The organism is Thiomicrorhabdus xiamenensis, from assembly GCF_013282625.1.
Taxonomy (GTDB): Bacteria; Pseudomonadota; Gammaproteobacteria; order Thiomicrospirales; family Thiomicrospiraceae; genus Thiomicrorhabdus; species Thiomicrorhabdus xiamenensis.
In genome coordinates, this window is the sequence record NZ_CP054020.1 from 1,993,300 (window position 1) to 2,019,458 (window position 26,159).

The window sequence follows — 26,159 nt, forward strand, 5'->3', positions numbered from 1 at the left end:
CAAGACAGACACAACTCTACAACGCATCCAAAGCCTGCTGCAAGGTTTTCACCCCGATAATTTCCATATCTGGAATTCCGCCCTTTGGCACATTACTGAACGGTACGATTGCCCGGGTAAAACCGTGCTTGGCCGCCTCGAATAGACGCTCCTGCCCGCTAGGAACCGGACGAATTTCTCCGGCCAGCCCCACTTCACCAAAAATAATCATCTCCTGCGGCAAGGCGCGGTTGCGCATACTGGAAAGAATCGCACACAGCAGAGCCAGATCGGCACTGGTCTCGAACACCTTAACCCCGCCGACGACATTCACATACACATCCTGATCTCCGGCCTGCACACCGCCATGACGATGCATCACGGCCAACAGCATGGCCAGCCGGTTCTGCTCCAGACCAACTGTTACCCGCTTCGGCGCACCATACGGCGACTCGTCAACCAGCGCTTGAATTTCCACCAGCAAAGGACGTGACCCTTCCCAGATAACCATCACGACTGAGCCGGGTGCAGGTTCTTCCCCGCGACTTAAGAAAATCGCCGACGGATTCTTTATCTGTCGCATGCCTTTTTCGGTCATGGCAAAGACACCCAGTTCGTTGACGGCCCCGAAACGGTTCTTTATCGCGCGCAACGTACGGAAACGACTATCCGATTGCCCTTCAAGAAACAATACAGTATCGACAATATGCTCCAAAACACGCGGCCCGGCCACTTCACCGGACTTGGTGACATGGCCGACCAGAAAGATCGCAATATTATTCTGTTTGGCAAAACGGGTTAAGTAAGCGGCACTCTCCCTGACCTGAGAAACACCACCTGCCGCACTGCCTATCTCTGCCAGTTGCATGGTCTGTATCGAGTCGACAACCATGACCTTTGGCGATTCTTTCTGTGCCGCGACACTGATCTCTTCCACATCGGTCTGAGTCAACAGACGCAGATTATCGTCCGGCAACTCCATGCGTTTAGCGCGCGAAGCCACCTGCTGCAAAGACTCTTCACCGGTTACATAGAGTACCGACATGCGCGTACTCAGCGCACACATGACCTGCAATAGAATCGAGGATTTACCGACACCGGGATCGCCGCCGATCAAAACGACCGACCCGGGAACAATCCCGCCTCCGAGAACACGATCCAACTCGGACATATCACTGCTGATTCGCGGCACTTCACTCAGATCGACATCCTTGATCGACTGAACCGCGCTTGCGGAAGCGCCTGAATAACTGGCATTACCACTTTTAGCCGTCTTTTTACCGCTGCCGAGCTTGATCTCTTTCAGCGTATTCCAAGCTTTACAAGCCTGACACTGACCAGCCCACTGGGCATATTCCGCACCGCACTCGGTGCACACATAAGCTGTCTTCGCTTTTGCCATTTTTCTCTATCGATTAATTTTCAAGAAGGGTCATTATAACGGTGTAGCAGTGTAATCCCTTTAAATGTACCGTCGGCGACAACATCCGGATACAACTCTGCGAAATTTTCCGAGACACCATGCCGCATCACTTTTCTTACATGAGCCCGGCTTAGGAGACGGGGCTCGACGACGCCGCAGGAGTGAGCGATTGATTCCACTTCGCGCATAAGATTGCGGTGGTAATTAGCAACTCGCTGCGATTTTTTATGCGGTAGCAAACCGCGCTGCAAACGTGGATTATGGGTGGTTATGCCGGTAGGACAACTGTCCAGATGGCACTGCATCGACTGAATACATCCTAAGGAGAACATGAAACCGCGCGCCGAATTAACAAAATCCGCGCCCATGGCGATCGCCCAGGCGACCATTGTCGGATTAATCAGTTTACCCGAAGCGATCACCTTGATTCGCGAACGCAGACCGTAACGGTTTAAAGTGTCAATCAATAACGGTAGAGATTCGTTAATCGACATGCCGACATCGTCCATCAGTGCCACCGGTGCGGAACCGGTACCGCCTTCGGCACCGTCCAAGGTAATGAAGTCCGGTGCAAACGTCTCACCTTTAATCAGGATATCCCGGCATAAAGAATCAATCCAATCCTGAGAACCCATCACAAATTTAAAGCCGACCGGCTTTCCGGTCACTTCGCGAATATGCTCGATCATTTGCAACAGATCTTCGTTACTGGCGATATCCGGATGGCGATTAGGGCTGATCGAATCCTCGCCGATGCGAATGCCACGGATTTCGGCGACTTCATCCGTCACCTTAGCCGCCGGAAGAATCCCCCCTTTTCCCGGTTTGGCCCCTTGGGAGAGCTTGATTTCAAACATTCGGATCTGTTCATAAGCAGCCATCTCCCTGAGTTTTTCATTACTCAGATTGCCGTTTTTGTCGCGGAAACCGTACTTCGCCGTACCGATCTGCGCCACCAGATCACAACCGCTCTCCAAGTGATAGGGGGAAACACCGCCCTCACCGGTATTGAGCCAGCAACAAGCCAGTTTAGCCCCCTGACTCAAGGCGCGCACCGCCGGCCGGGAAAGTGCGCCATAGCTCATGCCGGAGATATTGAACAGCGATTCCGCCCGATATGGCATTTTGCAGCCTTCGCCGATTACCATCGGTGGCGATGTAACCGCATCCTTGACCAGCATAGGAAAGGCGCAATTAACAAAAGCAATCTTGCCCGGATGCGCGGCATCACGAGTCGAACCAAAACTCTGTACCGTAGACAATCCTTTGGCAGCACGATAGACCCAGGAGCGCTGGGCACGATTGAAAGGCTTTTCATCCTGATCGGCCGCAAACATATACTGGCGGAAAAACTTCCCCAAAGACTCCAGTAAATAGCGAAAACGTCCGATTAACGGATAATTTCGACGGATAGCGTGCTCCGTCTGCAGACGGTCCTGAAGATACATGGTCAGCAACCAGAGAACAATGATCCCGACAACCAGAATAAACAGCAACGACATCCAGTGCAGAACCTGCTGCACTACATCCATAAGCGCACTCATAAAACTCTCCTCAAAACCGGAAATCTTGGGCTCCACGCTAGAATGCCATCTTTTCAGGTATAAAAAAAGCCCGCAATAAATGAATTATTGCGGGCTTATACGCTAAAGCGTGTATCGCTTAGTGCTTGATATCGCGCCAGTACTCACGCTTCAACAGATAGGTAAGAAGCAGCAGCACCAGCAGGAAAGCAATTACTTTCCAGCCCAGATCGAATCGTTCAAGCTTGCCTGGCTCACCGGCATATTCAAGGAAGTTGGTGATATCACGCGCGGCCTGCTCATAATCTTCCGGAGCATAATGACGCTGCATCCCTTCCAGAACATTCGGCATGGACGTCCCTTTCAGAGCGCTGTTATCCCAGTTGCCGTTCTCATCCAGATGATAGGCACGCAGGAAAGTATAGATATAATCAGGCCCTTTCAGACGCGCCATCAAAGACAGATCCGGCGGCTCGGTTCCCAGTATATCCATTGCAACGCCCGGAAGCATACGTGTTTGAACATCATCAACGACCTTGGCCTGGTTATAAGCCATTTTCGCTACGACTTCATCGTCACTCCAACCAACATCACGGGCAATGCGGTTGTAACGCATGTATTTGACCGAGTGACACGCCATGCAATAGTTACTGAACAGAACCGCACCACGCTGCAATGAGTCCTGATCACGCAGATTATTATTGGCCTTTTCCAGTTCGATAGCCGGCCCTCCTGCCGCCTGTGCGACAGAGGAAACGCTTAGAATCAGAAAGCTGATTAGTAAAAATACGTTTTTCATCTATTTCACCCTCTCCGGTACGGGTTTAGTCTTTTCCCGGGCCGATGTGTACGGCAGAATCAGGAAGAACAGGAAGTAAGTCGCAGTAAAGATCTGCGCCAATACTGTCAGAGTCGGCGTAGCCGGCTGAGTCCCAAGATACCCAAGGATAATAAATGAGATGACAAACATCGCCAGCAGCAGTTTGAATGACAAACCACGGTAACGAATCGACTTCACCTTACAACGGTCCAGCCAAGGCATGGCGAACAGGAACATAATCGCTGCACCCATCGCAACAACACCGAGGAATTTATCCGGCACCGCACGCAAAACCGCATAGAACGGCGTGAAATACCATACAGGTGCGATATGCTCCGGCGTCTTCAGCGGGTTAGCCGGCTCGAAGTTAGGCGGCTCAATAAAGAAGCCACCGCCTTCCGGCCAGTAGAAGACCACAAAGGCAAACAGAATCGCAAAGAACACCGCACCCATTGAATCTTTCACCGAGTAGTAAGGGTGGAAAGGAATTCCGTCGAGAGGAAGCCCCTGCTCGTTTTTGACCTTTTTGATTTCAATGCCGTCCGGGTTATTCGAACCAACACGGTGCAAAGCAACAATGTGCATAAAGACCAGAATCAATAGAACCAGTGGCAAAGCAATAACATGCAGAGCGAAGAAACGGTTCAGAGTCGCATCGGAGATAATGAAGTCACCACGTACCCATAGCGCCAGATCCGGTCCGATCAAAGGGATAGCACCGAACAGCGAGATAATAACCTGAGCACCCCAGTAAGACATCTGTCCCCATGGCAGCAGATAACCCATAAAGGCTTCGGCCATCAATACCAGGAACAGCATCATACCGATCAGCCACACCAGTTCACGCGGCTCTTTATAGGAGCCGTACAGCAGGCCACGCATCATGTGCAGGTAGATGACAATAAAGAAAGCCGATGCACCCGTTGAATGCATATAACGAATCAGCCAGCCCCACTCAACATCGCGCATGATGTACTCGACGGAGTTAAAGGCTTCAGCCGCACTCGGCTTGTAGCTCATTGTCAGCCAGATACCGGTAACGAACTGGTTGACCAGCACCAATAGCGCCAGCGAACCGAAGAAGTACCAGAAGTTGAAATTTTTCGGCGCATAGTACTCGCCGACATGCTCATTCCAGGTACTGACCAGCGGGTAACGCTTATCCAGCCATCCCAGGACAGTCCCCTGCTTCGCTTCAAATTTAGTATTTTGGTTATCAGCCATTATGCCGTCCCTCCTTCGGTTGGACCTTCACCGATGCGCACAATGCTGTCGCTGACAAAGCGGTATGGCGGAATCTCCAGATTCGTCGGTGCCGGTACCGCTTTGAATACACGTCCTGCCAGATCGAATCGTGAACCGTGGCACGGACAGAAGAAACCACCCTGCCAATCGTCGCCGACATCCGGCGAACCGATTGCCGGACGATACAGAGGTGCGCACCCAAGGTGCGTACAGACGCCGACCACAACCAAGAATTCATCTTTAACAGCACGGGTTGGATTTTTACAGTATTCCGGCTGATCCGATTCATTTGAAGCAGGATCACGCAACTCGCCATCCATATTCGGCAAATTGGCCAACATATCCGGAGTACGTCTGACAATCCAAACAGGTTTCCCACGCCAAGCGACGGTCAACATCTGACCCGGCTGCAATTTGCTGATATCAGCATTGACCGGAGCACCGGCGGCTTTGGCCTTTTCACTAGGTTGCCATGAGCTAACAAACGGAACCGCCAAAAAGGTGGCTCCCGCTGCCCCGACAACACCCGTTGCGCCTGTAAGGATTCTACGGCGCTGTAGGTTTACACTAGAATCATTATTGTTTTTTATCGACATAGCTGTCTTCCTAGTTAGGGAACTCGCAAATAAACGCTTGCGAACTCCTTTTGTCTACAAGCAAATCGGCCCTATTCTACAGAAGGGCTTGCTAAACTTAAATCAGTATCTACTTATAGAGTTATTAATAAATTTTTTCTATAGCACAAAATAAATTTATCGAATAATTTCGCAGTTGTCCAAAAACGGGCGTCTTTACACCGGATTTGGGACATCAATAAAAGTCACATCCAAGCCAAATTTGGCCTGCAAATGTTCGCCCAAAACCTGAATTCCCAGGCGTTCGGTCGCATGATGACCGGCGGCAAAATAATGAATTCCGCATTCTGCAGCCAGATGAGTCGTCTGCTCCGACACTTCGCCGCTGATGAACAGATCCGCCCCCATAGCAATCGCTTTATCGATATAGTTTTGCGCTCCACCGCTGCACCAGGCGATCGTTTGTAGCTGCTCCGGACCGCCTTTTAACCACAAAGGGTCACGACCCAGAGTCTGTTTGACGGTCTGATAAAAGGTATCTGCCGCAATCGGTGATTCCAGTCGCGAACAGAATACCAATCCGTCCTGATCCGTGACCGGAAGACCCCATAATTTACCCAACTGCGCGTTATTGCCCAGTTCAATATGCCCATCCAATGGCAAGTGATAACCAAAAAGATTGATATCATGCGTGAGTAGCGACTTGATCCGTTTTTGTTTGAAACCAACGATCTGCTGAGGCTCGCTTTTCCAAAAATAGCCATGATGAACCATTATCGTATCGGCACCGCATTCAATCGCCTTATCAATCAAAGCCTGACAGGCGGTAACGCCGGTAACGATCTTTTTGACCTCTCTTTGCCCTTCGACCTGTAAACCGTTAGGCGCATAATCTTTATACAAACTCACTTCCAACAGTTCGTCCAAATAAGACGCTAACTCATCTCTGTGCATACTTTTCTCCCTGTTTTCAGACATTAAAAAAGCCACATGGTGCAACACCAGTGGCTTTTTTTTAGCAAGCAGACAATCTGAAAAGATTAATCTTTTACTCGGTAACGTGCCGAAGCAGCGTGCGCCTGCAAACCTTCACCGTCGGCCAATTCGCCGGCGATCTTACCTAGAGTGTTGGCACCGTCTTCAGAAACCATAATCAAACTTGAACGTTTCTGGAAGTCGTACACTCCCAAAGGTGACGAGAAGCGCGCAGTACGCGAAGTCGGCAGAACGTGGTTCGGACCGGCACAATAGTCACCCAGCGCTTCGGCAGTATAACGCCCCATAAAGATCGCACCCGCGTGACGGATCTTAGGCAGCAGCGCCTTCGGATCGTCAACCGACAGTTCCAAGTGTTCAGGCGCAATGATATTAATCATTTCAATCGCCTGGTCTTCATTGTCGACAACGATAATCGCACCGCGGTCATCCAACGCTTTTTGAATAATTTCTTTACGCGGCATAGTCGGTAGCAACTTGTTCATGCTGTCGTAAACCTGAGCGGCGAAGTCAGCATCCTGAGTGACCAGAATCGCCTGCGCATCTTCATCGTGCTCGGCTTGCGAGAACAGATCAACCGCGATCCAGTCAGGATTGGTTTTACCATCGCAGTACACAAGAATTTCCGAAGGCCCGGCAATCATATCGATACCGACGGTGCCGAATACCAGACGCTTGGCCGTTGCAACGAAGATGTTCCCCGGACCAACGATTTTATCAACCGCAGGAACCGTCTCGGTTCCGTATGCCAGAGCCGCAACCGCCTGAGCACCACCTAGCGTGAAGACGGCATCGACTTCGCAGATTGCCGCAGCCGCCAGCACCATTTCATTCACTTCACCGTCCGGAGTCGGTACAACCATAATCAGTTTTTCGACACCGGCCACTTTGGCCGGAATCGCATTCATGATTACCGAAGACGGATAAGCCGCTTTCCCGCCCGGAACATACAAACCTACGGAATCAAGCGGAGTAACCTGCTGCCCCAACATAGTGCCGTCGGCTTCTTCGTAAGTCCAGGAATCCTGAACCTGACGCTCGTGGTAATCGCGAACACGCTGAGCGGAAATTTCCAGCGCTTCGCGCTGCGCTGCCGGGATATTCTGCAACGCCTGCTGCAGACGATCTTTGGAGATTTCCAACTCGGCACCGCTTTTCAGTTCAAGACGGTCAAATTTGGCGGTATATTCCAACAACGCCGCATCACCTTCCTGACGAACGCGGGCACAAACCTCGTTAACGATATCATTGACCGATTGGTTCGATACCGTTTCCCACGCCAATAGTTGATCTAACTCTTCTCTAAATCCTGCCGCATTGGCAGATAAACGACGAATATTTAACATCTTACTTCTCGATCACTGATTTAAACTGTTGAACAATGTGATTAATCTGGTTGAACTTAGTCTTATAAGCGTGCTGATTTACAATCAGACGCGAACTGATATCGGCAATATGCTCCATCGGCACCAAACCGTTGGCACGTAATGTATTCCCGGTATCCACCAAATCCACAATACGGTCGGCAAGATCGATCAGAGGTGCGATCTCCATAGAACCGTAGAGCTTGATCAGATCAACCTGCTCACCTTTTTGCGCATAATAAGCCTGCGCGGATTTAATATATTTTGTCGCAATTTTAAGACGATGACCATGAGGCTTCTCAACTTCCGGACCGGCCACCATCAATTTACATTTGGCGATCTGCAAATCCAGCAGTTCATAGATATTATCCGTTGGCGCTTCCATCAGAACATCTTTACCGGCGACACCGATATCGGCAGCTCCATGCGCAACATAAGTCGGCGCATCGGTTGCACGCACAATCAACAAACGGATATTGTCGTGATTGGTCGGGATAATCAGTTTACGGCTTTTGCTCGGATCTTCCAGCGGCTCAATCCCCGCCGCTTCCAGCAACGGCAAGGTATCCTTGTAAATACGCCCTTTGGACAAGGCGATCGTCAATTGTTCATTCATAGTCATCTAATCTGTAAATCGTTTTAAATTGGTTGCAAGACCGGTAAACCTTCGAATCAACGGCGGTAGATATGTGCACCGATCTTATGAAATTTTTCTTCAATCAACTCGTAACCACGGTCGATATGATAAACACGGTCAATCACGGTTTCGCCCTGTGCAATCAAACCGGCCAACACCAGACAGGCGGAAGCGCGCAAATCGGTCGCCATCACATTCGCGCCCTTAAGCTTTTCCACGCCGGTAATCCGCGCCGTATTGCCGTCAATAGCAATTTTTGCACCCATTCGGGCCAGCTCGGAAACATGCATAAAACGGTTTTCGAAAATCGTCTCTTCAATCTCCGATTCGCCGTCGGCAACCGCATTCATCACCATAAACTGCGCCTGCATATCGGTCGGAAACAACGGATAAGGTTCAGTGACGATATTCACCGGCTTCAGGCGTTTGCCGCGCATATCCAATGTAATAGTATCCGCAGTTGTAGTCACTTCCGCCCCCGCCTCGATAAATTTATCCAGAACGGCATTTAAATGCTGCGGATTGACCTTACTCACCGTCAACTTGCTTTGCGTTACCGCCGCGGCGGCCAGATACGTCCCCGCTTCGATACGATCGGGAATCACCGAATATTCCACACCTTTAAGGGATTTCACGCCTTCGATGACCAGTGTATCGGTTCCGATACCGGTAATTTTGGCGCCCATCTTAACAAGAAACTGTGCCAGATCGGTTACTTCCGGCTCACGCGCCGAATTGCGTAAAGTCGTGGTTCCTTCCGCCAGAACCGCTGCCATAATCAGGTTTTCCGTTCCGGTTACGGTAACAATCGGCATCTCAATATCGGCACCGTGCAAACGGCCATTGCTTCTGGCAAGGATATAGCCGTTTTCGACTTCAATTTCAGCCCCCATTTTACGCATGCCGTCGATATGCACATTCACTGGACGCGAACCGATGGCACAACCACCCGGCAGAGAAACCTTTGCTTCGCCAAAACGCGCCAAGAGAGGACCGAGAACCAGAATCGAAGCGCGCATGGTTTTAACCAGCTCGTAGGTCGCTTCTCTGTGGGACACAGAACTGGCATCAATTTCGATACAGCGGTTTTCGTCAAATAACAGGCCGACGCCCATTGCGCCTAGCAGATGCAGGGTTGTAGTCACATCCATCAAATGCGGAACGTTTGCCAGCTTGACCGGTGTTTCGGCCAGCAAACAGCCCATTAAAATCGGTAAAGCGGCGTTTTTAGAGCCGGAAATTTCCACTTTGCCAGAGAGTTCTCCCTGACTGTTATCGATAATGAGTTTATCCATGTTTGTTTAATTCCGCCCTAAAAGAAGACGCCCTGTTATTTGTTTTAAAGGTTTGTTTTTAGGCGTAACGTTACGCCGGCGTTTGGGTTTTGATCGACAAAGCGTGCAGAGCACCGCTCTCGATATCCGCCTTAAAGATATCGTTGACAATTCTGTGACGTTGCAGCGGGCTCTTGCCCTCAAACGCATCGCTGGTAACCACGACAGCAAAATTGCAGTCCGCACCACTGGTTTCAACTTGGCTTCCGGGCAGAACTTCTTGAATTTTCTGACGAATCGTTTCCGGTGACATAGTGACTCCTGAATAAAATTATTGGCGTATTTTAACGCCTTTGTTTAATAAAATCAGATTTATCACCGAAACCGCGAACAGGAACAGCAGCGTAATCGAAAGACTCAGCCAGATCGAAACATCTGCCTTTTCGAAAAAGCCGTAGCGGAAGCCATCGACCATATAGAAAAACGGATTAAAATGCGACAGCTGCTGCCAGAAGTCCGGCAAGGCCTTAATCGAATAGAAAACGCCGCTTAAGAAGGTCAAAGGCATAATAATGAAGTTCTGGAACGCAGCCAGATGATCGTACTTATCAGAGACGATCCCAGCCAGCATACCCAGTCCGCCCATCATCGCTGCGCTGAGTATCGCGAAAACCAGAATCCAGTGTGGCGCCTGCCAGCTCAAGTCGAAACCGACCGCCCCGACAACCAGAATTCCGGCTCCGACAGCCAGGCCACGAACAATCGCCGCCGCAGTAAAAGCAAGATAAAATTCCAGCGGCGAAATCGGACTCAAAAGCACAAAGGTCAGATTGCCGTGCATCTTCGACTGTATCAAGCTCGACGAACTGTTGGCGAAGGCGTTCTGCAGAATCGCCATCATGACCAAACCGGGGATCAAAAACTGGCTGTAAGCCAAGCCACTGAAAACATCCAGCTGCGAATCAATGACCTGACCGAACACCAGCAAATACAACAGCGTCGCAACAACCGGCGCAAAAATCGTCTGCACGGCCACCGAATAGAAACGACGCACCTCTTTAACAAAAAGCGCCCAGCACCCTGCCCAGTTCAACATGCCGTTTCTCCTGTTGCGACAGAATGATCTGCCGTTAAATCGATAAACACCTCTTCCAGCGTCGCATCGCGACTGATAATGTCTTCAACCGGTACGCCTGCCTGACTCAAATGCCCCAAGACATCCGCCAAAGCGACATCCTTATCGACACGGAAAATCAGCGCATTAGCTTCCGTTTCCACCAGAATTTCCTGTAACGGCTGCGGCAGTTGCGGAGTTTGCTGCAGATAGGTTTTTGGAACGACGACTTTCAGGTAACGATAGGCATGTTTAGACAACAGAGCCGAAGTCTGATCCAACGCTTTAATCTGTCCCTTCTGCATAATCGCAACACGATCACAAAGCGTCTCCGCCTCTTCCAGATAGTGGGTGGTCAGAATAATGGTATGCCCTTTTTTGTGCAATTCACGGGTAAAGTCCCACAAAGTACGACGCAAATCCACATCGACCCCGGCCGTCGGCTCATCCAGAACCAGCACCTGCGGTTTGTGCACCAGAGCCATTGCAATCAAAGCACGGCGTTTCATTCCGCCGGAAAGTTGATGGGTCAGAGAATCCGCTTTATCCGCCAGAGCCAGACGCTCCAACAGTTCATCAACCCAAGCCCGCTGCTCGCGCCCTTTAAGACCGAAGTAGCCGGATTGCAGCAGAAGCAATTCACGGATATTGAAAAAAGGATCGGCAATCAACTCCTGCGGTACCAACCCCAAAGCGCGACGGGTTTGGCGATAATCGGCAACGACATCCTGCCCCATGACCCTGATCGAACCCGATGAAGGCACGACCAAACCGGACATGGCATTGATAAGCGTCGATTTACCGGCACCATTCGGCCCAAGAAGACCGAAAAAAGCCCCCTCTTCGACATCGAAGCTTACGCCCTTAAGGGCCTGTAAGTCTCCATACTGTTTTTTAACATTACAAAATTCAACGGCAGACATAGAATAAGAAAAAATCGAGTTATATTGAAAGAAGAGACAACTAAGAGAGAACGACAACCAACTCTTCAAGGTCATAGAGATCAAGCAGTGTTTCCACCTGATCACCGGCATTAATCAGCTCAATCGGCTGTTCGGCCTTAACCGCCCAATAAGCGATCAACGCCAAAACTGAGCTGTCCACTTTTCGGCTGGCGGAAAAATCCACTTTACGCACGGGTAAAGTAAGTACGCGGTTCTTTTTCAACCACTTATCAAGATTGGAAACGGTCAGATCTTCCGGAAGAATCAAGGTAGCCTGATCCTGTTGCCAATTCGCGTCTAAGGGCTTCGCCATAAGTTCCGCCTAATTAACAGCCGGTTCGGATTGGATCGGCGTAGAGTCGTTCTTTTTCAACTCATCAATCACCGCATCCACGCCTTTTTGGTCGATCATCGCTCCGTAAACGTTACGGAAACTGACCAGCGTACTGATATTGTTGAAAGTAAAATCGTACAACAACCACTTCTTGCTTTCCTTATCCTGGAAAGCGCGATAAATGACCTCGACGACCTGACCGTCTTTCATGGTAATCGTCGAGGTTACTTCTGCACGGCGCGGCTTAGGTTCCTTAACCTGATCGACCGAAGCGGAAACCACCTCCAGCTTCAGAAAGTTACTGGAGTAGCTGCGGATCAAATTCTTGGTAAAAGCCTCGATAAACTCCTGACGCTGCTTATCACTCGCAGAACGCCAGTGAATTCCCATAACGAAACGGGCCATTTTCTCTTGAGCAACATACGGCAGCACATACTCTTCAGCGAACTTAACCACTTCTTCGGTACTGCTCTGCAGCTTTTCGCGGTTTTCATCAACCTTAACAATCAGCAACTCGGAGAGCTCCTGAACCATTTTCCCCGGATCGTCCTGCGTTACCGCCTGAGCTTTCAGACTCATCAGCCCAAGTATGAATACCAACCCTAATGACAACCAGAATCCGACAGTGCGAACATTTGTGTTCATATTTAGTCTCCGCTTTCCGTAAACTTAACTAAAAATTGACCGATCAGCTCTTCCAGAACCAACGCCGACTGCGTGTATTCGATCTCAGAGCCGTCTTCCAGATACTCCATATCTCCGCCCGGCGTAATCCCGATATACTGATCACCCAGCAGTCCGGAAGTCAAAATCGAAGCAGAAGAATCAAGCGACAACTCATTATACTGGCGATCGACATCCATCCACACACGTGCCTTAAAGGTCTTCTGATCGATCGTAATATTGGTCACACGGCCGATGACGACGCCACTAAGCTTGACCGGCGCACGAACCTTAAGGCCGCCGATATTGTTGAACAGCGCACTGATCTGATAACTTGGCGTCTCTTTCAAAGCCGAAAAATTACTGACCTGCAAAGCGATCATCAGTAAAGCGCCGAAGGTCATTACAACCAAAGCACCCACCCACATTTCAAATTTTGTCTTTTGTTTCATCCTGACTCCTGATCAGCTCAAACGCTGTCAAACAACTGTTGCGCTAATCAAACATGATTGCGGTTAAGATAAAGTCTAGCCCGAGCACGCCCAAGGAAGCATGCACGACTGTCCGGGTTGTAGCCAAACTGACGCCTTCCGAAGTCGGCACGGCATTGACCCCTTGAAAAAGAGACACGATCGCGATTAATACCGCGAAAGCGACCGATTTAATAATTCCGTTAATGACATCGTCATTCCAGTCAACCGAGGAATTCATCTGCGACCAAAAGGCGCCATTATCGACACCAAGCCAGCCTACCCCGACCATGTAACCGCCGATAATCCCCATAGCGGTAAACAGCAGAGCCAGCATCGGCAACGCCAAAATCGCCGCCATGAAACGTGGTGCATAGATATATTTCAGCGGATCAACGGCCATCATTTCCAACGCCGAGACCTGTTCGGTAGAACGCATAAGCCCGATCTCCGCCGTCAGTGCAGAACCGGCTCGACCGGCAAAAAGCAATGCCGCGACGACCGGCCCCAACTCGCGCAACAGCGACAGTGCGGTCATAGTTCCGACCGCTTCTTCGGAGTTATAGTCAACCAGCACATTATACCCCTGCAGACTCAGTACCATGCCGACGAAAAGCCCGGCGGTAAGAATAATCGGCAGAGACAGTACGCCCGCGATATAGACCTGCTTAACCCATAGATCAAAGCGTAGAAACGCCGCCGGCAGCGCCGGTAGCATTGACAGGACAAACAGAGCGCCCCGTCCGATCAAAGCCAAGCTGGAAAGAAAGCTGGCTCCGATCGATCCCAGAAATTCACTGATTGAAAAACGACCCCGCATTTAAGTGCCCTAAATTAGTTAACTAAACCTGACAAACAGTCATTCGAAAATTTATTTTGCATCTCGCAAAGCGTTCAAGCTTTGCTGATAAGAATCTTTACTGAAATGGAAAGGAACCGGCCCATCGGCCAAACCATGCACAAACTGATTCACGAAAGGATTCGATTCCGACAGAATCGTCTCCTTATCGCCCTGAGCAATGATCTTTCCTTCCGATATAACGCACACATAATCGGCGATCGAAAGTACCTCGTCCACATCGTGCGACACGACAACCGAAGTCAAGCCCAAAGCCTCGTTCAGCTTGCCGATCAGTTCGATCAAAACCCCCATAGTGATGGGGTCTTGTCCAACAAACGGCTCGTCGTAAAAGATCATGTCCGGATCGAGCGTAATGGCTCTCGCCAGAGCTACGCGGCGAGACATACCGCCGGAAAGTTGCGCCGGCATCAGATGACGGGCACCTCTAAGACCGACGGCCTGAAGCTTCATCTGCACCAAAGGCTCGATAATGTCATCCGGCAACTTGGTATGCTCGCGCAATGGAAAGGCGACATTCTCGAAGACGTTCAAATCGCCAAGAAGTGCTCCGCTCTGGAACAACATGCCCATACGGCGGCGCAGTTCATACAACTTTGACCGTGACAGCTTGTGGACATCCTGTCCATCGACCAGAATCCGTCCTTTATCAGGCAGCAGCTGACCCGCGATCAATTTGAGCAAGGTCGTCTTACCGGTTCCGCTTGGCCCCATAATCGCAGTCACTTTCCCACGGGGAATCTGCAAACTGATGTCATCAAAAATGACGCGTTCGTCGCGCGAGAAACTAACACCTTCAATCTGAATTAAACTATCCGCCATGGCTCTCTACATTTAATTTTAGTTTTCCACCCAATTTTCCACTCAAGGAAAGTCGCGGTGTTAAGTACCGCGTTTAGTTTAACGTTTCCTAATAAGCACGCAAATAATTAAATTGTGAATATATTATTGCTGCCAAAGGGCGCGAGTCTCCCCTTTTTAACTCAATACCCCAGCAGTTCGGCAACGGTTTTAAGGTTCTGCACCGAGCTAATCGACATTTCCGGATTGGCTACACAGACCGGCACCGCCGACTTCTGCTGCGGAATGGAGGCAACAAGATCTTTCAATAAATCGGCCTGCTGCTTGCCGTCTTGCGGTAAATCGTTAATCCACGCCATCGGCTGGCCGGAGACAACAACACCGTCATTGCGCCATGACCAACCCGGAAACGTCAAACGGGACGAGACAAGCGTTACCGGGAGGCCCTGTATTTCGCTCGGAGGCAACTGCATTTCTGCCAAAACCGCACATCCGATCAAACGCTCGGCAAAGTCGCTACCCTGAGTCAGCTCAAGCAACCTTTCCAGCTGCGCCAATTGCTCTTCGGCCACAATTAACAGCAGCAGTGTATTCTCGTTCAGACAGTCGACAAAATCGTCAAACGGTTCCTCGTCCAACCCTTCATCAAGCAACCAGGGCAGCCATATATGCTGTGGAATTGCGGCCAGGCGGAAATGATTCAAATAGAAATCCAAACGCCACTCTTCCGGCAAATCATCCGGATAAAAAGTGTCCTGCCATTGCGAATACTGCCACCCGAGAGTGGTCACTTCCAGATTATCCAATCTAAGATTTTCCATAAAGTCCCGTCCCCCGCGATCACTCAATAACTCAAGCTGAAATGGTTACTCAAAATAAAAAGCCCGCTTATTTTAGGAGCTAATGCACAGAATTGCCAAAATATCTAAACACACAAACCGTTCCGAGATTGTGACAAACTGCTGCAAAGCCTGCCAGAGTGGCCCGTAACGGTGATCTGCGGCGAAAAAACAAGCAACATCCAGACGATTATCTCCATAGATTAGATAGCAGGAGTTATAAATATGTTTTATATTGTTAAACAATTTCCGCTATAATCTCAGCCCGAAAAAAGATAACTTACTGAATTCATACGCCTATGACAACAACACTTATCCTTCCAAGCTTGCTGCTCATAATCGGCCTGGCGCTTCTGGTTTGGAGCTCCGATGTCTTTATTGACGGTGCGGCGAGCACCGCAACACATATGAAGATATCCCCCCTGATTATCGGTGTTGTCGTTCTTGGCTTCGGTACCTCCATGCCGGAAATCATTGTGGCGATTCTGGCCGCCCTGGAAGGCAGCCCAAGCTTGGCAATCGGTAACGCCATAGGTTCAAACATCGCCAATATCGGTCTGGTTCTCGGAATTACCGCACTGATCACCCCTGTCATCGTAAAATCCTCCATACTCAAACGTGAACTGCCGGTTCTACTGGCTATTTCGTTCGGTGTCTACCTATTGGTTCTGGATGGCAACTTAGGCATGTGGGACGGTGTGATTCTGCTGATTGTCCTGGTAACCGTCATGACCTGGATGATTAGAAGCAATAAAGCTCTAGACCCATCCGACCCCCTGGCGCAGGAAACTGCTCATGAGATGGAAGAAATCGCGGATCTTTCGCAGAAAAAAGCCCTGATTTATCTGATCGGAGGCCTGATCATTCTGATGATCAGTGCACGCATGATGGTGTCCGGCGCCGTCGAAATCGCCCAATTTTTCGAAGTCCCAGAAGTCGTAATCGGTCTGACGATCATTGCAATCGGTACCAGCCTGCCTGAATTGGCCGCCGCCATCGCTGCCGCACGCAAAAATGAAGCCGACCTGATTATCGGCAATATCGTCGGCTCCAACCTGTTTAATATTCTCGCGGTTCTTGCGGTTCCGGCTCTTCTAGCACCATCCCTTCTTGAACCGGAAATCCTGAACATCGACATGCCGTTCATGCTTGCCTTAACCGTCGCCATGCTGCTCTTGGCTTTATCCAAAAGCGGCGAAGCTAAAATCAATCGCCTACGTGGCTTTTTGCTAAGCCTTGCCTTCTTGAGTTATTTGTATATGCTTTATCTGCGTTCCACCGGTTCGCTGTAAAACCGACCAATATAAACCAGGGAAACTGAACGATTATGCAGATCGCCGCAGACATTGCCGCTAAAGCCAAAAAGATCAAATTTCTGATTCTGGACGTTGACGGCGTCATGACCGACAACCGTCTGTACTATTCCGACGACGGCCAAGAGATAAAATCCTTTTATACCCGAGACGGACACGGCATGGTGCTTTTGAAAAAAAGCGGCGTAGATATCGGCATCATCACCGGGCGCAAATCCAACCTGGTCGCCAAGCGTTGCCAAGATCTGAAAATCGAACATCTTTATCAAGGCGTTCCGGATAAATTGCCGAGTTTCCTTGAACTGGTTGAAAAGCTTGGTCTCGAACTGGAACAAATCGCTTACATCGGAGATGATATTCTCGACTTGCCGATTCTTATGCGTGTCGGCTTCAGCGTCACGCCGGCAGACGGAGAAGAGGAAGTCAAAACGCGCGTCGATTACACCTCTAGTTACATCGGCGGGAAAGGCGTTGTCCGCGAAGTGTGTGAAATCATCATGCGCTCTCAGGACACCTGGCAACAGCACATGGACTTCTATATGCGAGGCCTTGCAGAATAAGCCCGTCATAAACTTTCTGCATTTTATGTTTTATAATAGGTGCTTCAAAATGGTTAACCAAAAACACCTATGCGCCTGACTCCTTCAAAACTGCTGATTTCCACGCTTACTCTGGCCGCTGTAGCGATCTGGACCAACGTCTGGCTTGAATCCAGTCAGAAAGAGCAGGTTAGCGATATTGCCGCAACCTTGAAGGAAGCAACCTGGCAGTTCAGCGAGACGCAAATTTGGCGTCCGGGCATCGAAACCGAGAGCAATACTCTCAACTTTACCGCCGGACAGATCCGTTACCAGCAGAACCGAGAACTCAGCCATATCGACCAGCTGGTTCTAGTAGATTTCCGACAGAACAGCCTCAACCTGATCAGCAGTCAAGTTGCCGTTCTTGACCCCCAATTCAATATCACTCTTTCGCAGAATGTCCGCTTTAGCCACTATGCGCAACAGGACGAAACACCCGCTTGGCAGCAACAAATTCAGCTCACCGGGGAACAATTTACCTATAATAATCCTCAACGCCGCCTGACAAGTTCGCAACCCGTTACGATTACCCAGCTGTATGCCGTCACCGAAGCCGGAAGCCTAAGCGCCGACTTAACCAACGGCGAATGGCTGTTCTCTGACGGCGTCAAAGGAACGATACAACCGCAGACAATGGCGAAAGACGACAAGTAAAAGCCAGGAATAATCATGCCAAATGCTCCCCATACCTTTCAGCACATATTGAACAAGCTTCTGCTCGGAGGCGCTCTGTGTCTCTTTGCCTTGACCCCTCTGCATGCCGAAGAACGACCGTCTGAAAGTCAGGAACCGATTAAAATCAGCGCCGATCGCCTGCTGGTCAACGAGAAGCAAGGCGTCAGCCGCTACCAGGGGAATGTTCTGGTAAACCAAGGCTCCCTCCAGCTTCAAGGCGAACAGATCGAAATTGTTCATCCTGGCAATCAGCTGCAGAAGATCGAAATTCTCGGTAAACCGGCGCGTTTCCAGCGTGTCGACGCCAGCACACAGAATCTGACACGAGGAGAGGCTGAGAAAATCATCTATCAGGCGGACAAAGACATTTTGACCTTTATCGGCAATGCTCGGGTCGAAGAGAACGGTAAACACCAGATTAGTGGCTCCAAACTGGTGTACGATCTGCAGAAACAGACATTACAGGCTCAGAGCGACAGTCAGAAGCAGAACCGAGTCGAAGTGATTCTGGTTCCCGAGCAGAAAAACAAATAATCCATCAACCTAAAAGACTGAATCGAATCCATGGCTCATTTCTACGCGCGCAATCTGGCAAAAAGTTATAAAAAGCGACAAGTCGTTACCCAGGTCGATCTGGATGTACACAGTGGTGAGGTTGTCGGCCTGCTCGGACCGAACGGTGCCGGCAAGACCACGACTTTCTATATGATGACCGGGCTGATCAAAAACGATGGCGGGCAGATCTTTCTCGACAATCACGATATAACGAATATGCCAATTCATGAGCGCGCTCATTTGGGAATCGGTTATCTCCCTCAGGAAAGCTCCATCTTTCGCCAACTGACCGTCGCCGACAACATTAAAGCGATACTGGAAATGCGCAAGGAACTGGATCGCGACCAAAGAGCGCAACTTTTCGAGAGTCTGGTTGACGACCTGCAAATCGGCCATATCCTCGAGCAACCCGGCCAAGCGCTTTCCGGCGGTGAACGCCGCCGTGTCGAGATTGCCCGCGCTCTGGCGATGGAGCCGAAATTCATTCTACTTGACGAGCCTTTCGCAGGGGTCGACCCGATCTCCGTCAAGGATATTCAAAACATTGTGATTCACCTCAAAGAGCGTGACATCGGCGTACTGATCACTGACCACAATGTACGCGAAACCCTTGGCGTCTGCGACCACGCCTATATCCTGCATGCAGGAACCATTCTCGCTAAAGGGCCTCCGCAGGAAGTGCTCGAACACCCTGAAGTCAGAAGAGTCTACCTCGGTGAGAACTTTGCATAAAGAAATAAAATTTGTCAAAAATTCAGCATTTCTTGAGCGGAGTCATATTAAATTTTTCTTGTAAAAAATTGCACCGATTCGGATCTTTCATTTAATAAAACAACTGCTATACTGAAATTGAAGACAGGAAAAAGAGCCTAAAATAATAAAAGAGAGTTTATAATCCCTTCTTTTTAAAATGACTCTCACACTTGTCAAATCGCAATCAGATAACTAAAGGAGCGATTGTATGCAAATCAACATCACAGGCCACCACATCGACGTAACCGATGCCCTTCGTAGCTATGTTTCTGAAAAACTAGAAAAATTAGAGCGCCACTTTGATCACGTAACCAATGTTCACGTCATCCTGACTGTAAACAAGCAGGCTCAGATTGCTGAAGCGACGGTACATGTTTCAGGTGCGGATCTTTTCGCTCAAGAAGAAACAGAGAATATGTACGCATCTATTGACGGCTTGGTTGACAAACTTGATCGCCAAATCATCAAACACAAAGAAAAAATCGGCAGCCACAAGCAGAAGTCCGGTGGCGTTAAAAACATGGCAGCAGAAGCCTAAGAGTTTAACGCTCAAACCAGTCACCCAAAAGACCGGTACAAAAAGTCAAAACGCCTCGATTATCGGGGCGTTTTTTTATGTTTATGAAACTTTCTTGACACAGACATAAAAACCCCCGCCCGGCATTCTCACAGCCTGTTAGAATAACGCTTACAAGGCGCGCCAAACGGGTCTTTCCAAGCGATTTTTCCCGACCTGCGCATCCAACGACCGTACGGTGCAAAAAGCCAAAACCCAACCTGGCTTAAAATTTGTTTGCCCAAAAAGCATAATCGACCAAATAAAAGGCAGCCCGTGAGTAACAGCAATATCGACAAAAAGATCATTACCGATCAGCTTCTCAATGCCGTCAAGGATCAAAACCTTGAATTGATCTCTTCCTTAAGCAACCAGTTTGTTGCCGAAGAACTCGCAGAACTGTTGGAATCCACGCCTCCAAAAGAACGATCTGTTCTTTGGAGTGCCATAGCGGCGGAAATTCAGGGGGAAATTCTTACCCACCTGAACGAAGAAGTGCGAGCCAACCTGCTCGGTGAACTGGAAACACACGAGATTGTCGAAATCACCGAAGAGCTGGCCGTCGACGACATCGTTGATATTGCCCAATCTCTGGAGCAAAAAGAGCAGATCGAGTTTGTCGAATCGCTTGGCGAAGAAAACCGTGAAGCCGTGCAGATGGTATTGGCCTTTGAGGAAAATACCGCCGGTGGTCTAATGAGCACGGACTTCATCTCGGTTCGTGCCGACATAACACTTGGCGTCGTACTGCGTTATCTGCGCCAGCTTGGCGACCTCCCTCCGTCAACAACCGCCCTGCTGGTTCGCGATCGCGACGATCACTATGTCGGTTCTTTACAGCTGCGCTATCTTCTGACTCATGACGAGGACAGCGAAGTTCATGAATTCGTCGATCAAGCGGTGCCGGCAATCAACGTTTATACCTCGGCCAAAGAAGTCGCACATCTGTTCGAGAAACAGGATTTGATTTTCGCGCCGGTGGTCGATGATCAGAACCGAATTCTCGGCCGTATCACCATCGATGATGTGGTCGATATCATCCGTGACGAAGCGGAACACGAACGTATGGCCAGCGCGGGTCTGGACGAGGATGAAGATATTTTCTCGCCGCCGAGCCGTTCGGCCAAACGCCGGACTTTCTGGCTCGGGATCAACCTGCTGACAGCGATTTTCGCCTCGATCGTGATCGGGCTGTTTGACGCTTCGATTGAAAAAGTCGTCGCACTGGCGGTGCTGATGCCAATTATTGCCAGTATGGGAGGAATTGCCGGAACACAGACTGCGACCATTGTTATTCGCGCTCTGGCCACCGGAAAGCTTGGGAAATCCAACAGTCGTTCTCTACTGATCAAAGAGTCGACGGTCGGTCTGTATAACGGTTTAATTTGGGCGGTTTTGACGGGGGCTGCGGTGATGCTCTGGTTTCAGGACTGGCAACTCAGCGCCATCTTCGCCACCGCCATGCTGGTCAATCTGCTGGCAGCGGCTTTTGCCGGCGCGATGATTCCGCTGATTTTGCAGCGCATGCGTATCGATCCGGCTCTGGCTTCCGGCCTTATGCTGACAACCGTTACCGATTCGCTCGGCTTCTTCGTGTTCCTCGGTCTGGCAACGATTGTCCTGTTGTAAACCGAATTATTCGAAAACGCGATAATAGCCTTTATCGGCCAGTGCCAGCATCGGCTTGTCGCCGGATGAGTCACCGTAGGCATGGACAAAATCGAATTCATCAAGCACATAACGTTGCTTGATACGACGCACCTTCTCTTGCCCATAACAGTTGTTACCGTCAAATTTACCGCTTAAGACGCCATTTTCAACGGCAAATTCGGTTGCGATTAATTCAAAACCTTTTTGTTCGCACCAGGGTTCAAGCCAATTACGCAAGGACGCAGAAATGACGACGATTTTCGCGCCCTTCTGTTGATAACGCTCAATCGCCAGCTTTGCTTTCGGACGCAACAGCGGCTCAATCCGGCTTAAAGAATACCTCTCGGCAAGCGCATTAAAACGTGCCTCGTCCCAGCCTCGAAAAAAATGCCCCAGGAGTTTTTCTTTCGCCTTATCATTCGGCATCAGCTTTAGGACATACAAGCTCAACCACGGTGACAGACACAGAAGCCCCCAATAGTAGCGCCAACGTCCGCAGGCAAACTGAATAAAATCCGGGAGACTGTCTTTTGTGGTCAGGGTTCCGTCAAAGTCAAACAATACCAAGCCTTTTCTGTCTTTGGAAAGCTCCGCAACCGATGAAGCGTTTTCTTGCGACATACTCAGATACTCATCTTTTTAAAGATCGCTTCCGGAATATGACGAATAATCAGCATCACCAACCACCAGACCGGTTTGACGTAGATGACATTACGCCCTTTCTGCTGAGCTTTAACGACCATTTTGGCAACCTGTTCCGGCTGGGCGGTCAGTTTCTCCGGCAGATCCATCCCCGCTGTCATTTTGGTCGCCACAAATCCCGGTTTAACCGTCAGCACCTGAACCTCGACTTCCGCCAGGCGATTGCGCAGGCCGGACAGATAGGCCGTAAAACCGGCTTTGGCGGAACCGTAAATATAGTTTGCCTTGCGTCCGCGATCTCCAGCCACTGAGCTGATTCCGACAATAAACCCGCTTTTCTTTTGTTCGAAATCGGCTGCAATCGGCTCCAGGACCGCCACCAGCGCATTAAAATTGCTCTGCAAAATCTTTTGTGCCAAAGCGGCATCCTGCTGCGCCTGAGTTTGATCGCCCAGAAATCCTAAAGCCGTCACCACTCCGACCGGCGCCGGAGTAAGACCTTGATAAAACGTCGACTGTTCTTCCAGCTTTAAGGCATCCCATTCCAACAGACGTACCTCGACTTGATGACGGATCTGCAGATCGCTTTGCAAACTTTCCAGCTCGGCTACATTGCGTGCAGCCAGATACAGATTAAATCCCAAACCGGCATATTCGCGGGCAATTGACTGGGCCATATCGCTTTTGGCGCCCAGAATCAGAACGAACCCTTTATCACTCATAATCATCCTTAAATTTTATAACCCCAGTCGTACAGACTGCCGGGAATTCAATGTCTTATCCAGTCCATGCTGCCTGCGAAAAGTCCGGAACTGTTCGATCTGCGGATAGCCTTGCTCGAAAACCGCTTTCGGCACGCGCGCATCCTTGGCCAGATAGAAACGTCCGCCACACTTCACAACCACTTCATCGAGACGTTCCATAAGCCCCCAAAGCGAAGGCTCAACCTTAAAGTCCAACGCCAGACTGTAGCCTTCCATCGGAAAAGAGAGCCAGTTGGCATTATGCTTTCCATACAACTTCAGCACTGCCAGAAAAGAGCCTTTCCCGCTTGCGGCTATGATCTGCAAGATTTCCTGCAAGCCTTGATAACTGTGCTCTTTCGGCAGGATAAACTGATATTGAACAAAACCGTCTTTACCGTAAATACGGTTCCAATTGGATAACGCATCCAGCGGATAGAAAAACTGATCGATCGACACCATCTGCTGAGAGATTTTCTTGCGGACCTTGTGATAGTACAGCCAGTTAAACGCGGACAGGGTCAAGCGGTTAAGCGCAAATTTCGGAAAGTTAAAAGGGATTGCTGGCCCGCGCGGAGAACGATAGTCCAGATCGCCGTCAGCGGCAAAATCTCCGACCATCAGCAGACTGCGCCCGAGGTTTTTGCCTTTGGCCAGACAATCAATCCAGGCAACCGAATACGGCGATGCCTGATAGTCTTCAAAAGCCGCGAAAGTCTCTTCTAGATTAGCTGATTTAATGGTCGTTTGTTCGATATTCTGCGATTCAATTGTTTTTAACTGCAGCCTTGCCTCCAGAATCACCCCAGTTAACCCCTGCCCGCCACAGGTTGCATGAAACCAGTCGCTGTTTTCGTTCTCGGAGCAATCGATGATTTCGCCGTTCGGCAGCATCAGCTTCAGATCCAGAACGCTTTGACTGAAACTACCGAAATGATGATGGTTTTTACCGTGCACATCGGAGGCAATGGCGCCGCCGACGGTAATCAGTTTCGTCCCCGGGGTTACCGCCAGAAACCAGCCGTGCGGAACCACGACTTGTAATATTTCGGACAACAGAACACCGGACTGCACCCGGAGTATGCCGCTTTCCTTATCAAACTGTAAAAAGTGATTCAATTTCCGAGTCACTATCTGCTTATCGGCAATTGCGCTGTCGCCGTAACTGCGCCCGTTACCGTAGGCAATGACGTCACCCTCATCATCCAGAAAGCCGGCAATTTCCTGAGCACTCTGTACCGAACACGCCTTACTTTTGCTGCGTGGAAAACGCCCCCAACCGGAAAGATTCTTTTGCGGACAAAGCAGCATCAGTGCGAATCCTGCAACTGGACAGCAGCGGAATTAAAGACATAACGCCGGTCGAGAAAATATTTAATCAGATAGCCGATCGCCAAACCGACGACTGCGCCGACGTAGAGCGCGCCCGGCCATGCAAATAGCCAATCGAACAGCCACTCGGTACCCCAGAAAATAAAAGTTGTACCAACACCGGTCAAAGTATATTTGGCAAATTTCTTCCCATGATCGCGAATATGTTCCGACTTATCGTAAAAAATAAACCATTTATCCAGCAGGTATTTCACGACCAGTCCGGCAGCCGTCCCCCAGAACATGGCAACAAACAGATAACCAACGCCCTGATACAATGCCAGACTCACGGCCTGAAACAACAGGTTCAGCAAGGTCGCAATCACAGCAAACAAAATATAGCGTTGCGCCAGTTTCATAAGCGATCCTTAGTAGAGAATCCAGACAAAAGTTAAAATCCAACCCAGTAGATTCAACTGAACAAAACGATCTTGTAAAACCACTTTGGTCGGAGAACCGCTGTCCTGATAAACAAATGCGATCTGCAGATAACGCAAGACACCAAGAATGACGAAAAACGCCGTCAAATAGAGATATTCACTGTGCAGGCGAGCAATAACTTCCGCGGACGTGGTATAGAGAATATAAGCCATGATCACCACCGAAGCCATAATTGCCATGGCGATATCGAGCAACTGCAGATTGTAACCGTCAATCACCTTGCGCATTTTCTGCCCGGTTTCCATAAAGGTCAGTACGTCGTCGCGCCGTTTTGCCAACGCCAGAAACAACGCCAATAGGAATGTCATCACAACAATCCACATTGAAAGCGCCATGCCCGAAGCCAAAGCACCGATAAACAGGCGCAGAACAAAACCGATGGCAATCGTTGTCACATCCAGTAAAGCGATATGCTTGAGTTTAAAACTGTAGGCAATATTCAAGACAAGGTAGAGCAGTAAAACCCATAGAGCCTCAAGCGACAGACTCCCCATAATCACGATGGCAATAACAACCAGCCCTATCATCAGAGCAAAACCCTGTTGCGGTTTTACAGCACCTGATGCCAGCGGGCGAGTACATTTTTTAGGATGCTGACGATCATCTTCAATATCGCGATAATCGTTAAGAATATAAATTGCGCTGGCGCCCAGAGAGAAAGCCACAAAAGCCCAAAACACCTGAATCAGCAATTCCAGGTTAGTAATCTGCAACCCAAAAAACAGCGGCAGAAACAGAAACAGGTTTTTAACATATTGATGCGGGCGCATCAGGGCTATTAACGCTTTAATCGGCATAGTTCAATCGCAACAGTGATAAAAAATTCCCGCCTTCTGAGCAGACAAGATAGATAATTTCAAGAAGGCTAATATTAACGGATTTAAAGGTTAAATGCGCCCCCACTGCTAACCTTTTCAAAAAATCGCCTGAATTATTGAGCGCAGAAAGGATTTCGCCACACTTTTCTGTTCAAATTTCATTAAAATGAAAAAATTCATACTCTCAAAGAGAGCCAAAAA

General features: G+C 49.6%; 30 protein-coding genes. 7 read left to right on the forward strand and 23 right to left on the reverse strand.

Annotated elements, in window-relative coordinates; all coding sequences use genetic code 11:
- Nucleotides 1-16 precede the first annotated feature (16 nt).
- The 18 genes from radA to HQN79_RS09265 form a co-directional block, all read right to left on the reverse strand.
- Entirely contained in the window at nucleotides 17-1,381 is a 1,365-nt protein-coding gene (gene radA / locus HQN79_RS09180) for a DNA repair protein RadA (RefSeq protein WP_173285808.1), read from the reverse strand.
- A gap of 20 nt (nucleotides 1,382-1,401) precedes the next feature.
- Entirely contained in the window at nucleotides 1,402-2,946 is a 1,545-nt protein-coding gene (locus HQN79_RS09185) for an FMN-binding glutamate synthase family protein (protein ID WP_173285810.1), read from the reverse strand.
- A 118-nt stretch (nucleotides 2,947-3,064) separates the two neighbouring features.
- Nucleotides 3,065-3,724: a cytochrome c1 gene (locus HQN79_RS09190; protein ID WP_173285812.1), complete on the reverse strand. Its 660-nt coding sequence runs from the start codon at nucleotides 3,722-3,724 to the stop codon at nucleotides 3,065-3,067.
- A complete protein-coding gene (locus tag HQN79_RS09195; protein ID WP_173285814.1) occupies nucleotides 3,725-4,969 on the reverse strand; it encodes a cytochrome b in 1,245 nt (414 codons plus the stop codon).
- Nucleotides 4,969-5,586, reverse strand: coding sequence for a ubiquinol-cytochrome c reductase iron-sulfur subunit (gene petA / locus HQN79_RS09200; RefSeq protein ID WP_173285815.1), 618 nt, complete (start codon nucleotides 5,584-5,586; stop codon nucleotides 4,969-4,971). Before petA ends, HQN79_RS09195 begins: the two co-directional genes overlap by 1 nt.
- 195 nt (nucleotides 5,587-5,781) lie before the next feature.
- The gene (locus HQN79_RS09205) at nucleotides 5,782-6,519 is read right to left on the reverse strand and encodes a Nif3-like dinuclear metal center hexameric protein (RefSeq protein ID WP_173285816.1); all 738 of its coding nucleotides are present in this window, start codon (nucleotides 6,517-6,519) and stop codon (nucleotides 5,782-5,784) included.
- An 86-nt stretch (nucleotides 6,520-6,605) separates the two neighbouring features.
- Complete coding sequence (gene hisD, locus HQN79_RS09210) at nucleotides 6,606-7,907, reverse strand: histidinol dehydrogenase (protein ID WP_173285817.1); 1,302 nt, start codon at nucleotides 7,905-7,907, stop codon at nucleotides 6,606-6,608.
- Between the two features lies 1 nt (nucleotide 7,908).
- Nucleotides 7,909-8,541: an ATP phosphoribosyltransferase gene (hisG, locus tag HQN79_RS09215; protein WP_173287062.1), complete on the reverse strand. Its 633-nt coding sequence runs from the start codon at nucleotides 8,539-8,541 to the stop codon at nucleotides 7,909-7,911.
- Nucleotides 8,542-8,597: 56 nt separating this feature from the next.
- A complete protein-coding gene (gene murA, locus HQN79_RS09220; RefSeq protein WP_173285818.1) occupies nucleotides 8,598-9,857 on the reverse strand; it encodes a UDP-N-acetylglucosamine 1-carboxyvinyltransferase in 1,260 nt (419 codons plus the stop codon).
- Nucleotides 9,858-9,927: 70 nt separating this feature from the next.
- Nucleotides 9,928-10,149 carry a BolA family protein gene (locus tag HQN79_RS09225; protein ID WP_173285819.1) on the reverse strand — a complete coding sequence of 74 codons (222 nt, stop codon included), beginning with the start codon at nucleotides 10,147-10,149 and terminating at the stop codon, nucleotides 9,928-9,930.
- 18 nt (nucleotides 10,150-10,167) lie between these two features.
- Nucleotides 10,168-10,932: an ABC transporter permease gene (locus HQN79_RS09230; RefSeq protein WP_173285820.1), complete on the reverse strand. Its 765-nt coding sequence runs from the start codon at nucleotides 10,930-10,932 to the stop codon at nucleotides 10,168-10,170.
- The gene (locus HQN79_RS09235; RefSeq protein WP_173285821.1) at nucleotides 10,926-11,873 is read right to left on the reverse strand and encodes an ABC transporter ATP-binding protein; all 948 of its coding nucleotides are present in this window, start codon (nucleotides 11,871-11,873) and stop codon (nucleotides 10,926-10,928) included. The genes HQN79_RS09230 and HQN79_RS09235 overlap by 7 nt, the downstream gene beginning before the upstream one ends.
- 40 nt (nucleotides 11,874-11,913) lie before the next feature.
- Entirely contained in the window at nucleotides 11,914-12,207 is a 294-nt protein-coding gene (locus HQN79_RS09240) for an STAS domain-containing protein (protein WP_173285823.1), read from the reverse strand.
- A 9-nt stretch (nucleotides 12,208-12,216) separates the two neighbouring features.
- The gene (locus HQN79_RS09245) at nucleotides 12,217-12,873 is read right to left on the reverse strand and encodes an MlaC/ttg2D family ABC transporter substrate-binding protein (protein ID WP_173285826.1); all 657 of its coding nucleotides are present in this window, start codon (nucleotides 12,871-12,873) and stop codon (nucleotides 12,217-12,219) included.
- Between the two features lie 2 nt (nucleotides 12,874-12,875).
- Nucleotides 12,876-13,343: an outer membrane lipid asymmetry maintenance protein MlaD gene (gene mlaD / locus HQN79_RS09250; protein WP_173285828.1), complete on the reverse strand. Its 468-nt coding sequence runs from the start codon at nucleotides 13,341-13,343 to the stop codon at nucleotides 12,876-12,878.
- A gap of 43 nt (nucleotides 13,344-13,386) precedes the next feature.
- Complete coding sequence (mlaE, locus tag HQN79_RS09255; RefSeq protein WP_173285830.1) at nucleotides 13,387-14,181, reverse strand: lipid asymmetry maintenance ABC transporter permease subunit MlaE; 795 nt, start codon at nucleotides 14,179-14,181, stop codon at nucleotides 13,387-13,389.
- Between the two features lie 51 nt (nucleotides 14,182-14,232).
- Nucleotides 14,233-15,042, reverse strand: a complete 810-nt coding sequence (locus HQN79_RS09260) for an ABC transporter ATP-binding protein (RefSeq protein ID WP_173285832.1) — start codon at nucleotides 15,040-15,042, stop codon at nucleotides 14,233-14,235.
- Nucleotides 15,043-15,203: 161 nt separating this feature from the next.
- Entirely contained in the window at nucleotides 15,204-15,842 is a 639-nt protein-coding gene (locus HQN79_RS09265) for a hypothetical protein (protein WP_173285834.1), read from the reverse strand.
- Nucleotides 15,843-16,159: 317 nt separating this feature from the next.
- Here HQN79_RS09265 and HQN79_RS09270 point away from each other — a divergent pair, with 317 nt between their 5' ends.
- From HQN79_RS09270 to mgtE, 7 genes are all read left to right on the forward strand, one after another.
- Entirely contained in the window at nucleotides 16,160-17,152 is a 993-nt protein-coding gene (locus HQN79_RS09270; protein WP_173285836.1) for a calcium/sodium antiporter, read from the forward strand.
- A gap of 35 nt (nucleotides 17,153-17,187) precedes the next feature.
- Nucleotides 17,188-17,733, forward strand: coding sequence for a KdsC family phosphatase (locus tag HQN79_RS09275; RefSeq protein ID WP_173285838.1), 546 nt, complete (start codon nucleotides 17,188-17,190; stop codon nucleotides 17,731-17,733).
- 69 nt (nucleotides 17,734-17,802) lie between these two features.
- Nucleotides 17,803-18,408: an LPS export ABC transporter periplasmic protein LptC gene (gene lptC / locus HQN79_RS09280; protein ID WP_173285840.1), complete on the forward strand. Its 606-nt coding sequence runs from the start codon at nucleotides 17,803-17,805 to the stop codon at nucleotides 18,406-18,408.
- 15 nt (nucleotides 18,409-18,423) lie between these two features.
- Nucleotides 18,424-18,963, forward strand: a complete 540-nt coding sequence (gene lptA, locus HQN79_RS09285) for a lipopolysaccharide transport periplasmic protein LptA (protein WP_173285843.1) — start codon at nucleotides 18,424-18,426, stop codon at nucleotides 18,961-18,963.
- 30 nt (nucleotides 18,964-18,993) lie between these two features.
- Nucleotides 18,994-19,716 carry an LPS export ABC transporter ATP-binding protein gene (gene lptB, locus HQN79_RS09290; RefSeq protein ID WP_173285845.1) on the forward strand — a complete coding sequence of 241 codons (723 nt, stop codon included), beginning with the start codon at nucleotides 18,994-18,996 and terminating at the stop codon, nucleotides 19,714-19,716.
- A 229-nt stretch (nucleotides 19,717-19,945) separates the two neighbouring features.
- On the forward strand, nucleotides 19,946-20,275 hold the full coding sequence (gene hpf, locus HQN79_RS09295; protein ID WP_173285847.1) for a ribosome hibernation-promoting factor, HPF/YfiA family: 330 nt from the start codon (nucleotides 19,946-19,948) through the stop codon (nucleotides 20,273-20,275).
- A gap of 294 nt (nucleotides 20,276-20,569) precedes the next feature.
- Complete coding sequence (gene mgtE / locus HQN79_RS09300; protein ID WP_173285849.1) at nucleotides 20,570-21,922, forward strand: magnesium transporter; 1,353 nt, start codon at nucleotides 20,570-20,572, stop codon at nucleotides 21,920-21,922.
- Nucleotides 21,923-21,928: 6 nt separating this feature from the next.
- On the opposite strand, the gene HQN79_RS09305 is transcribed toward mgtE, so the two are convergent.
- From HQN79_RS09305 to HQN79_RS09325, 5 genes are read right to left on the reverse strand one after another with little or no spacing between them, the layout of a single operon-like run.
- Complete coding sequence (locus HQN79_RS09305) at nucleotides 21,929-22,564, reverse strand: HAD family hydrolase (protein ID WP_173285851.1); 636 nt, start codon at nucleotides 22,562-22,564, stop codon at nucleotides 21,929-21,931.
- Between the two features lie 2 nt (nucleotides 22,565-22,566).
- Complete coding sequence (locus tag HQN79_RS09310; RefSeq protein WP_173285853.1) at nucleotides 22,567-23,307, reverse strand: SDR family oxidoreductase; 741 nt, start codon at nucleotides 23,305-23,307, stop codon at nucleotides 22,567-22,569.
- Between the two features lie 15 nt (nucleotides 23,308-23,322).
- Nucleotides 23,323-24,639 (reverse strand): FAD-binding oxidoreductase, encoded by a 1,317-nt coding sequence (locus HQN79_RS09315; protein WP_173285855.1) that lies wholly within the window; start codon nucleotides 24,637-24,639, stop codon nucleotides 23,323-23,325.
- Nucleotides 24,639-25,058, reverse strand: a complete 420-nt coding sequence (locus HQN79_RS09320; RefSeq protein WP_173285857.1) for a GtrA family protein — start codon at nucleotides 25,056-25,058, stop codon at nucleotides 24,639-24,641. The genes HQN79_RS09315 and HQN79_RS09320 overlap by 1 nt, the downstream gene beginning before the upstream one ends.
- 9 nt (nucleotides 25,059-25,067) lie before the next feature.
- Nucleotides 25,068-25,937: a UbiA prenyltransferase family protein gene (locus tag HQN79_RS09325; RefSeq protein WP_173285859.1), complete on the reverse strand. Its 870-nt coding sequence runs from the start codon at nucleotides 25,935-25,937 to the stop codon at nucleotides 25,068-25,070.
- Nucleotides 25,938-26,159: the final 222 nt, after the last annotated feature.

What these genes read in the sequence shown, in the direction of transcription:
- HQN79_RS09265 (WP_173285834.1), bottom strand. Translation starts at nt 15,842, where the DNA reads ATGGAAAATCTTAGATTGGATAATCTGGAAGTGACCACTCTCGGGTGG.
- mlaE (WP_173285830.1), bottom strand. Translation starts at nt 14,181, where the DNA reads ATGCGGGGTCGTTTTTCAATCAGTGAATTTCTGGGATCGATCGGAGCC.
- HQN79_RS09275 (WP_173285838.1), top strand. Translation starts at nt 17,188, where the DNA reads ATGCAGATCGCCGCAGACATTGCCGCTAAAGCCAAAAAGATCAAATTT.
- radA (WP_173285808.1), bottom strand. Translation starts at nt 1,381, where the DNA reads ATGGCAAAAGCGAAGACAGCTTATGTGTGCACCGAGTGCGGTGCGGAA.
- HQN79_RS09235 (WP_173285821.1), bottom strand. Translation starts at nt 11,873, where the DNA reads ATGTCTGCCGTTGAATTTTGTAATGTTAAAAAACAGTATGGAGACTTA.
- HQN79_RS09225 (WP_173285819.1), bottom strand. Translation starts at nt 10,149, where the DNA reads ATGTCACCGGAAACGATTCGTCAGAAAATTCAAGAAGTTCTGCCCGGA.
- HQN79_RS09195 (WP_173285814.1), bottom strand. Translation starts at nt 4,969, where the DNA reads ATGGCTGATAACCAAAATACTAAATTTGAAGCGAAGCAGGGGACTGTC.
- HQN79_RS09260 (WP_173285832.1), bottom strand. Translation starts at nt 15,042, where the DNA reads ATGGCGGATAGTTTAATTCAGATTGAAGGTGTTAGTTTCTCGCGCGAC.
- HQN79_RS09325 (WP_173285859.1), bottom strand. Translation starts at nt 25,937, where the DNA reads ATGCCGATTAAAGCGTTAATAGCCCTGATGCGCCCGCATCAATATGTT.
- HQN79_RS09320 (WP_173285857.1), bottom strand. Translation starts at nt 25,058, where the DNA reads ATGAAACTGGCGCAACGCTATATTTTGTTTGCTGTGATTGCGACCTTG.
- HQN79_RS09305 (WP_173285851.1), bottom strand. Translation starts at nt 22,564, where the DNA reads ATGTCGCAAGAAAACGCTTCATCGGTTGCGGAGCTTTCCAAAGACAGA.
- HQN79_RS09190 (WP_173285812.1), bottom strand. Translation starts at nt 3,724, where the DNA reads ATGAAAAACGTATTTTTACTAATCAGCTTTCTGATTCTAAGCGTTTCC.
- mlaD (WP_173285828.1), bottom strand. Translation starts at nt 13,343, where the DNA reads ATGAAACAAAAGACAAAATTTGAAATGTGGGTGGGTGCTTTGGTTGTA.
- HQN79_RS09205 (WP_173285816.1), bottom strand. Translation starts at nt 6,519, where the DNA reads ATGCACAGAGATGAGTTAGCGTCTTATTTGGACGAACTGTTGGAAGTG.
- HQN79_RS09240 (WP_173285823.1), bottom strand. Translation starts at nt 12,207, where the DNA reads ATGGCGAAGCCCTTAGACGCGAATTGGCAACAGGATCAGGCTACCTTG.
- hisD (WP_173285817.1), bottom strand. Translation starts at nt 7,907, where the DNA reads ATGTTAAATATTCGTCGTTTATCTGCCAATGCGGCAGGATTTAGAGAA.
- murA (WP_173285818.1), bottom strand. Translation starts at nt 9,857, where the DNA reads ATGGATAAACTCATTATCGATAACAGTCAGGGAGAACTCTCTGGCAAA.
- lptB (WP_173285845.1), top strand. Translation starts at nt 18,994, where the DNA reads ATGGCTCATTTCTACGCGCGCAATCTGGCAAAAAGTTATAAAAAGCGA.
- hisG (WP_173287062.1), bottom strand. Translation starts at nt 8,541, where the DNA reads ATGAATGAACAATTGACGATCGCCTTGTCCAAAGGGCGTATTTACAAG.
- HQN79_RS09230 (WP_173285820.1), bottom strand. Translation starts at nt 10,932, where the DNA reads ATGTTGAACTGGGCAGGGTGCTGGGCGCTTTTTGTTAAAGAGGTGCGT.
- lptA (WP_173285843.1), top strand. Translation starts at nt 18,424, where the DNA reads ATGCCAAATGCTCCCCATACCTTTCAGCACATATTGAACAAGCTTCTG.
- HQN79_RS09270 (WP_173285836.1), top strand. Translation starts at nt 16,160, where the DNA reads ATGACAACAACACTTATCCTTCCAAGCTTGCTGCTCATAATCGGCCTG.
- HQN79_RS09315 (WP_173285855.1), bottom strand. Translation starts at nt 24,639, where the DNA reads ATGCTGCTTTGTCCGCAAAAGAATCTTTCCGGTTGGGGGCGTTTTCCA.
- lptC (WP_173285840.1), top strand. Translation starts at nt 17,803, where the DNA reads ATGCGCCTGACTCCTTCAAAACTGCTGATTTCCACGCTTACTCTGGCC.
- HQN79_RS09310 (WP_173285853.1), bottom strand. Translation starts at nt 23,307, where the DNA reads ATGAGTGATAAAGGGTTCGTTCTGATTCTGGGCGCCAAAAGCGATATG.
- HQN79_RS09185 (WP_173285810.1), bottom strand. Translation starts at nt 2,946, where the DNA reads ATGAGTGCGCTTATGGATGTAGTGCAGCAGGTTCTGCACTGGATGTCG.
- HQN79_RS09245 (WP_173285826.1), bottom strand. Translation starts at nt 12,873, where the DNA reads ATGAACACAAATGTTCGCACTGTCGGATTCTGGTTGTCATTAGGGTTG.
- hpf (WP_173285847.1), top strand. Translation starts at nt 19,946, where the DNA reads ATGCAAATCAACATCACAGGCCACCACATCGACGTAACCGATGCCCTT.
- petA (WP_173285815.1), bottom strand. Translation starts at nt 5,586, where the DNA reads ATGTCGATAAAAAACAATAATGATTCTAGTGTAAACCTACAGCGCCGT.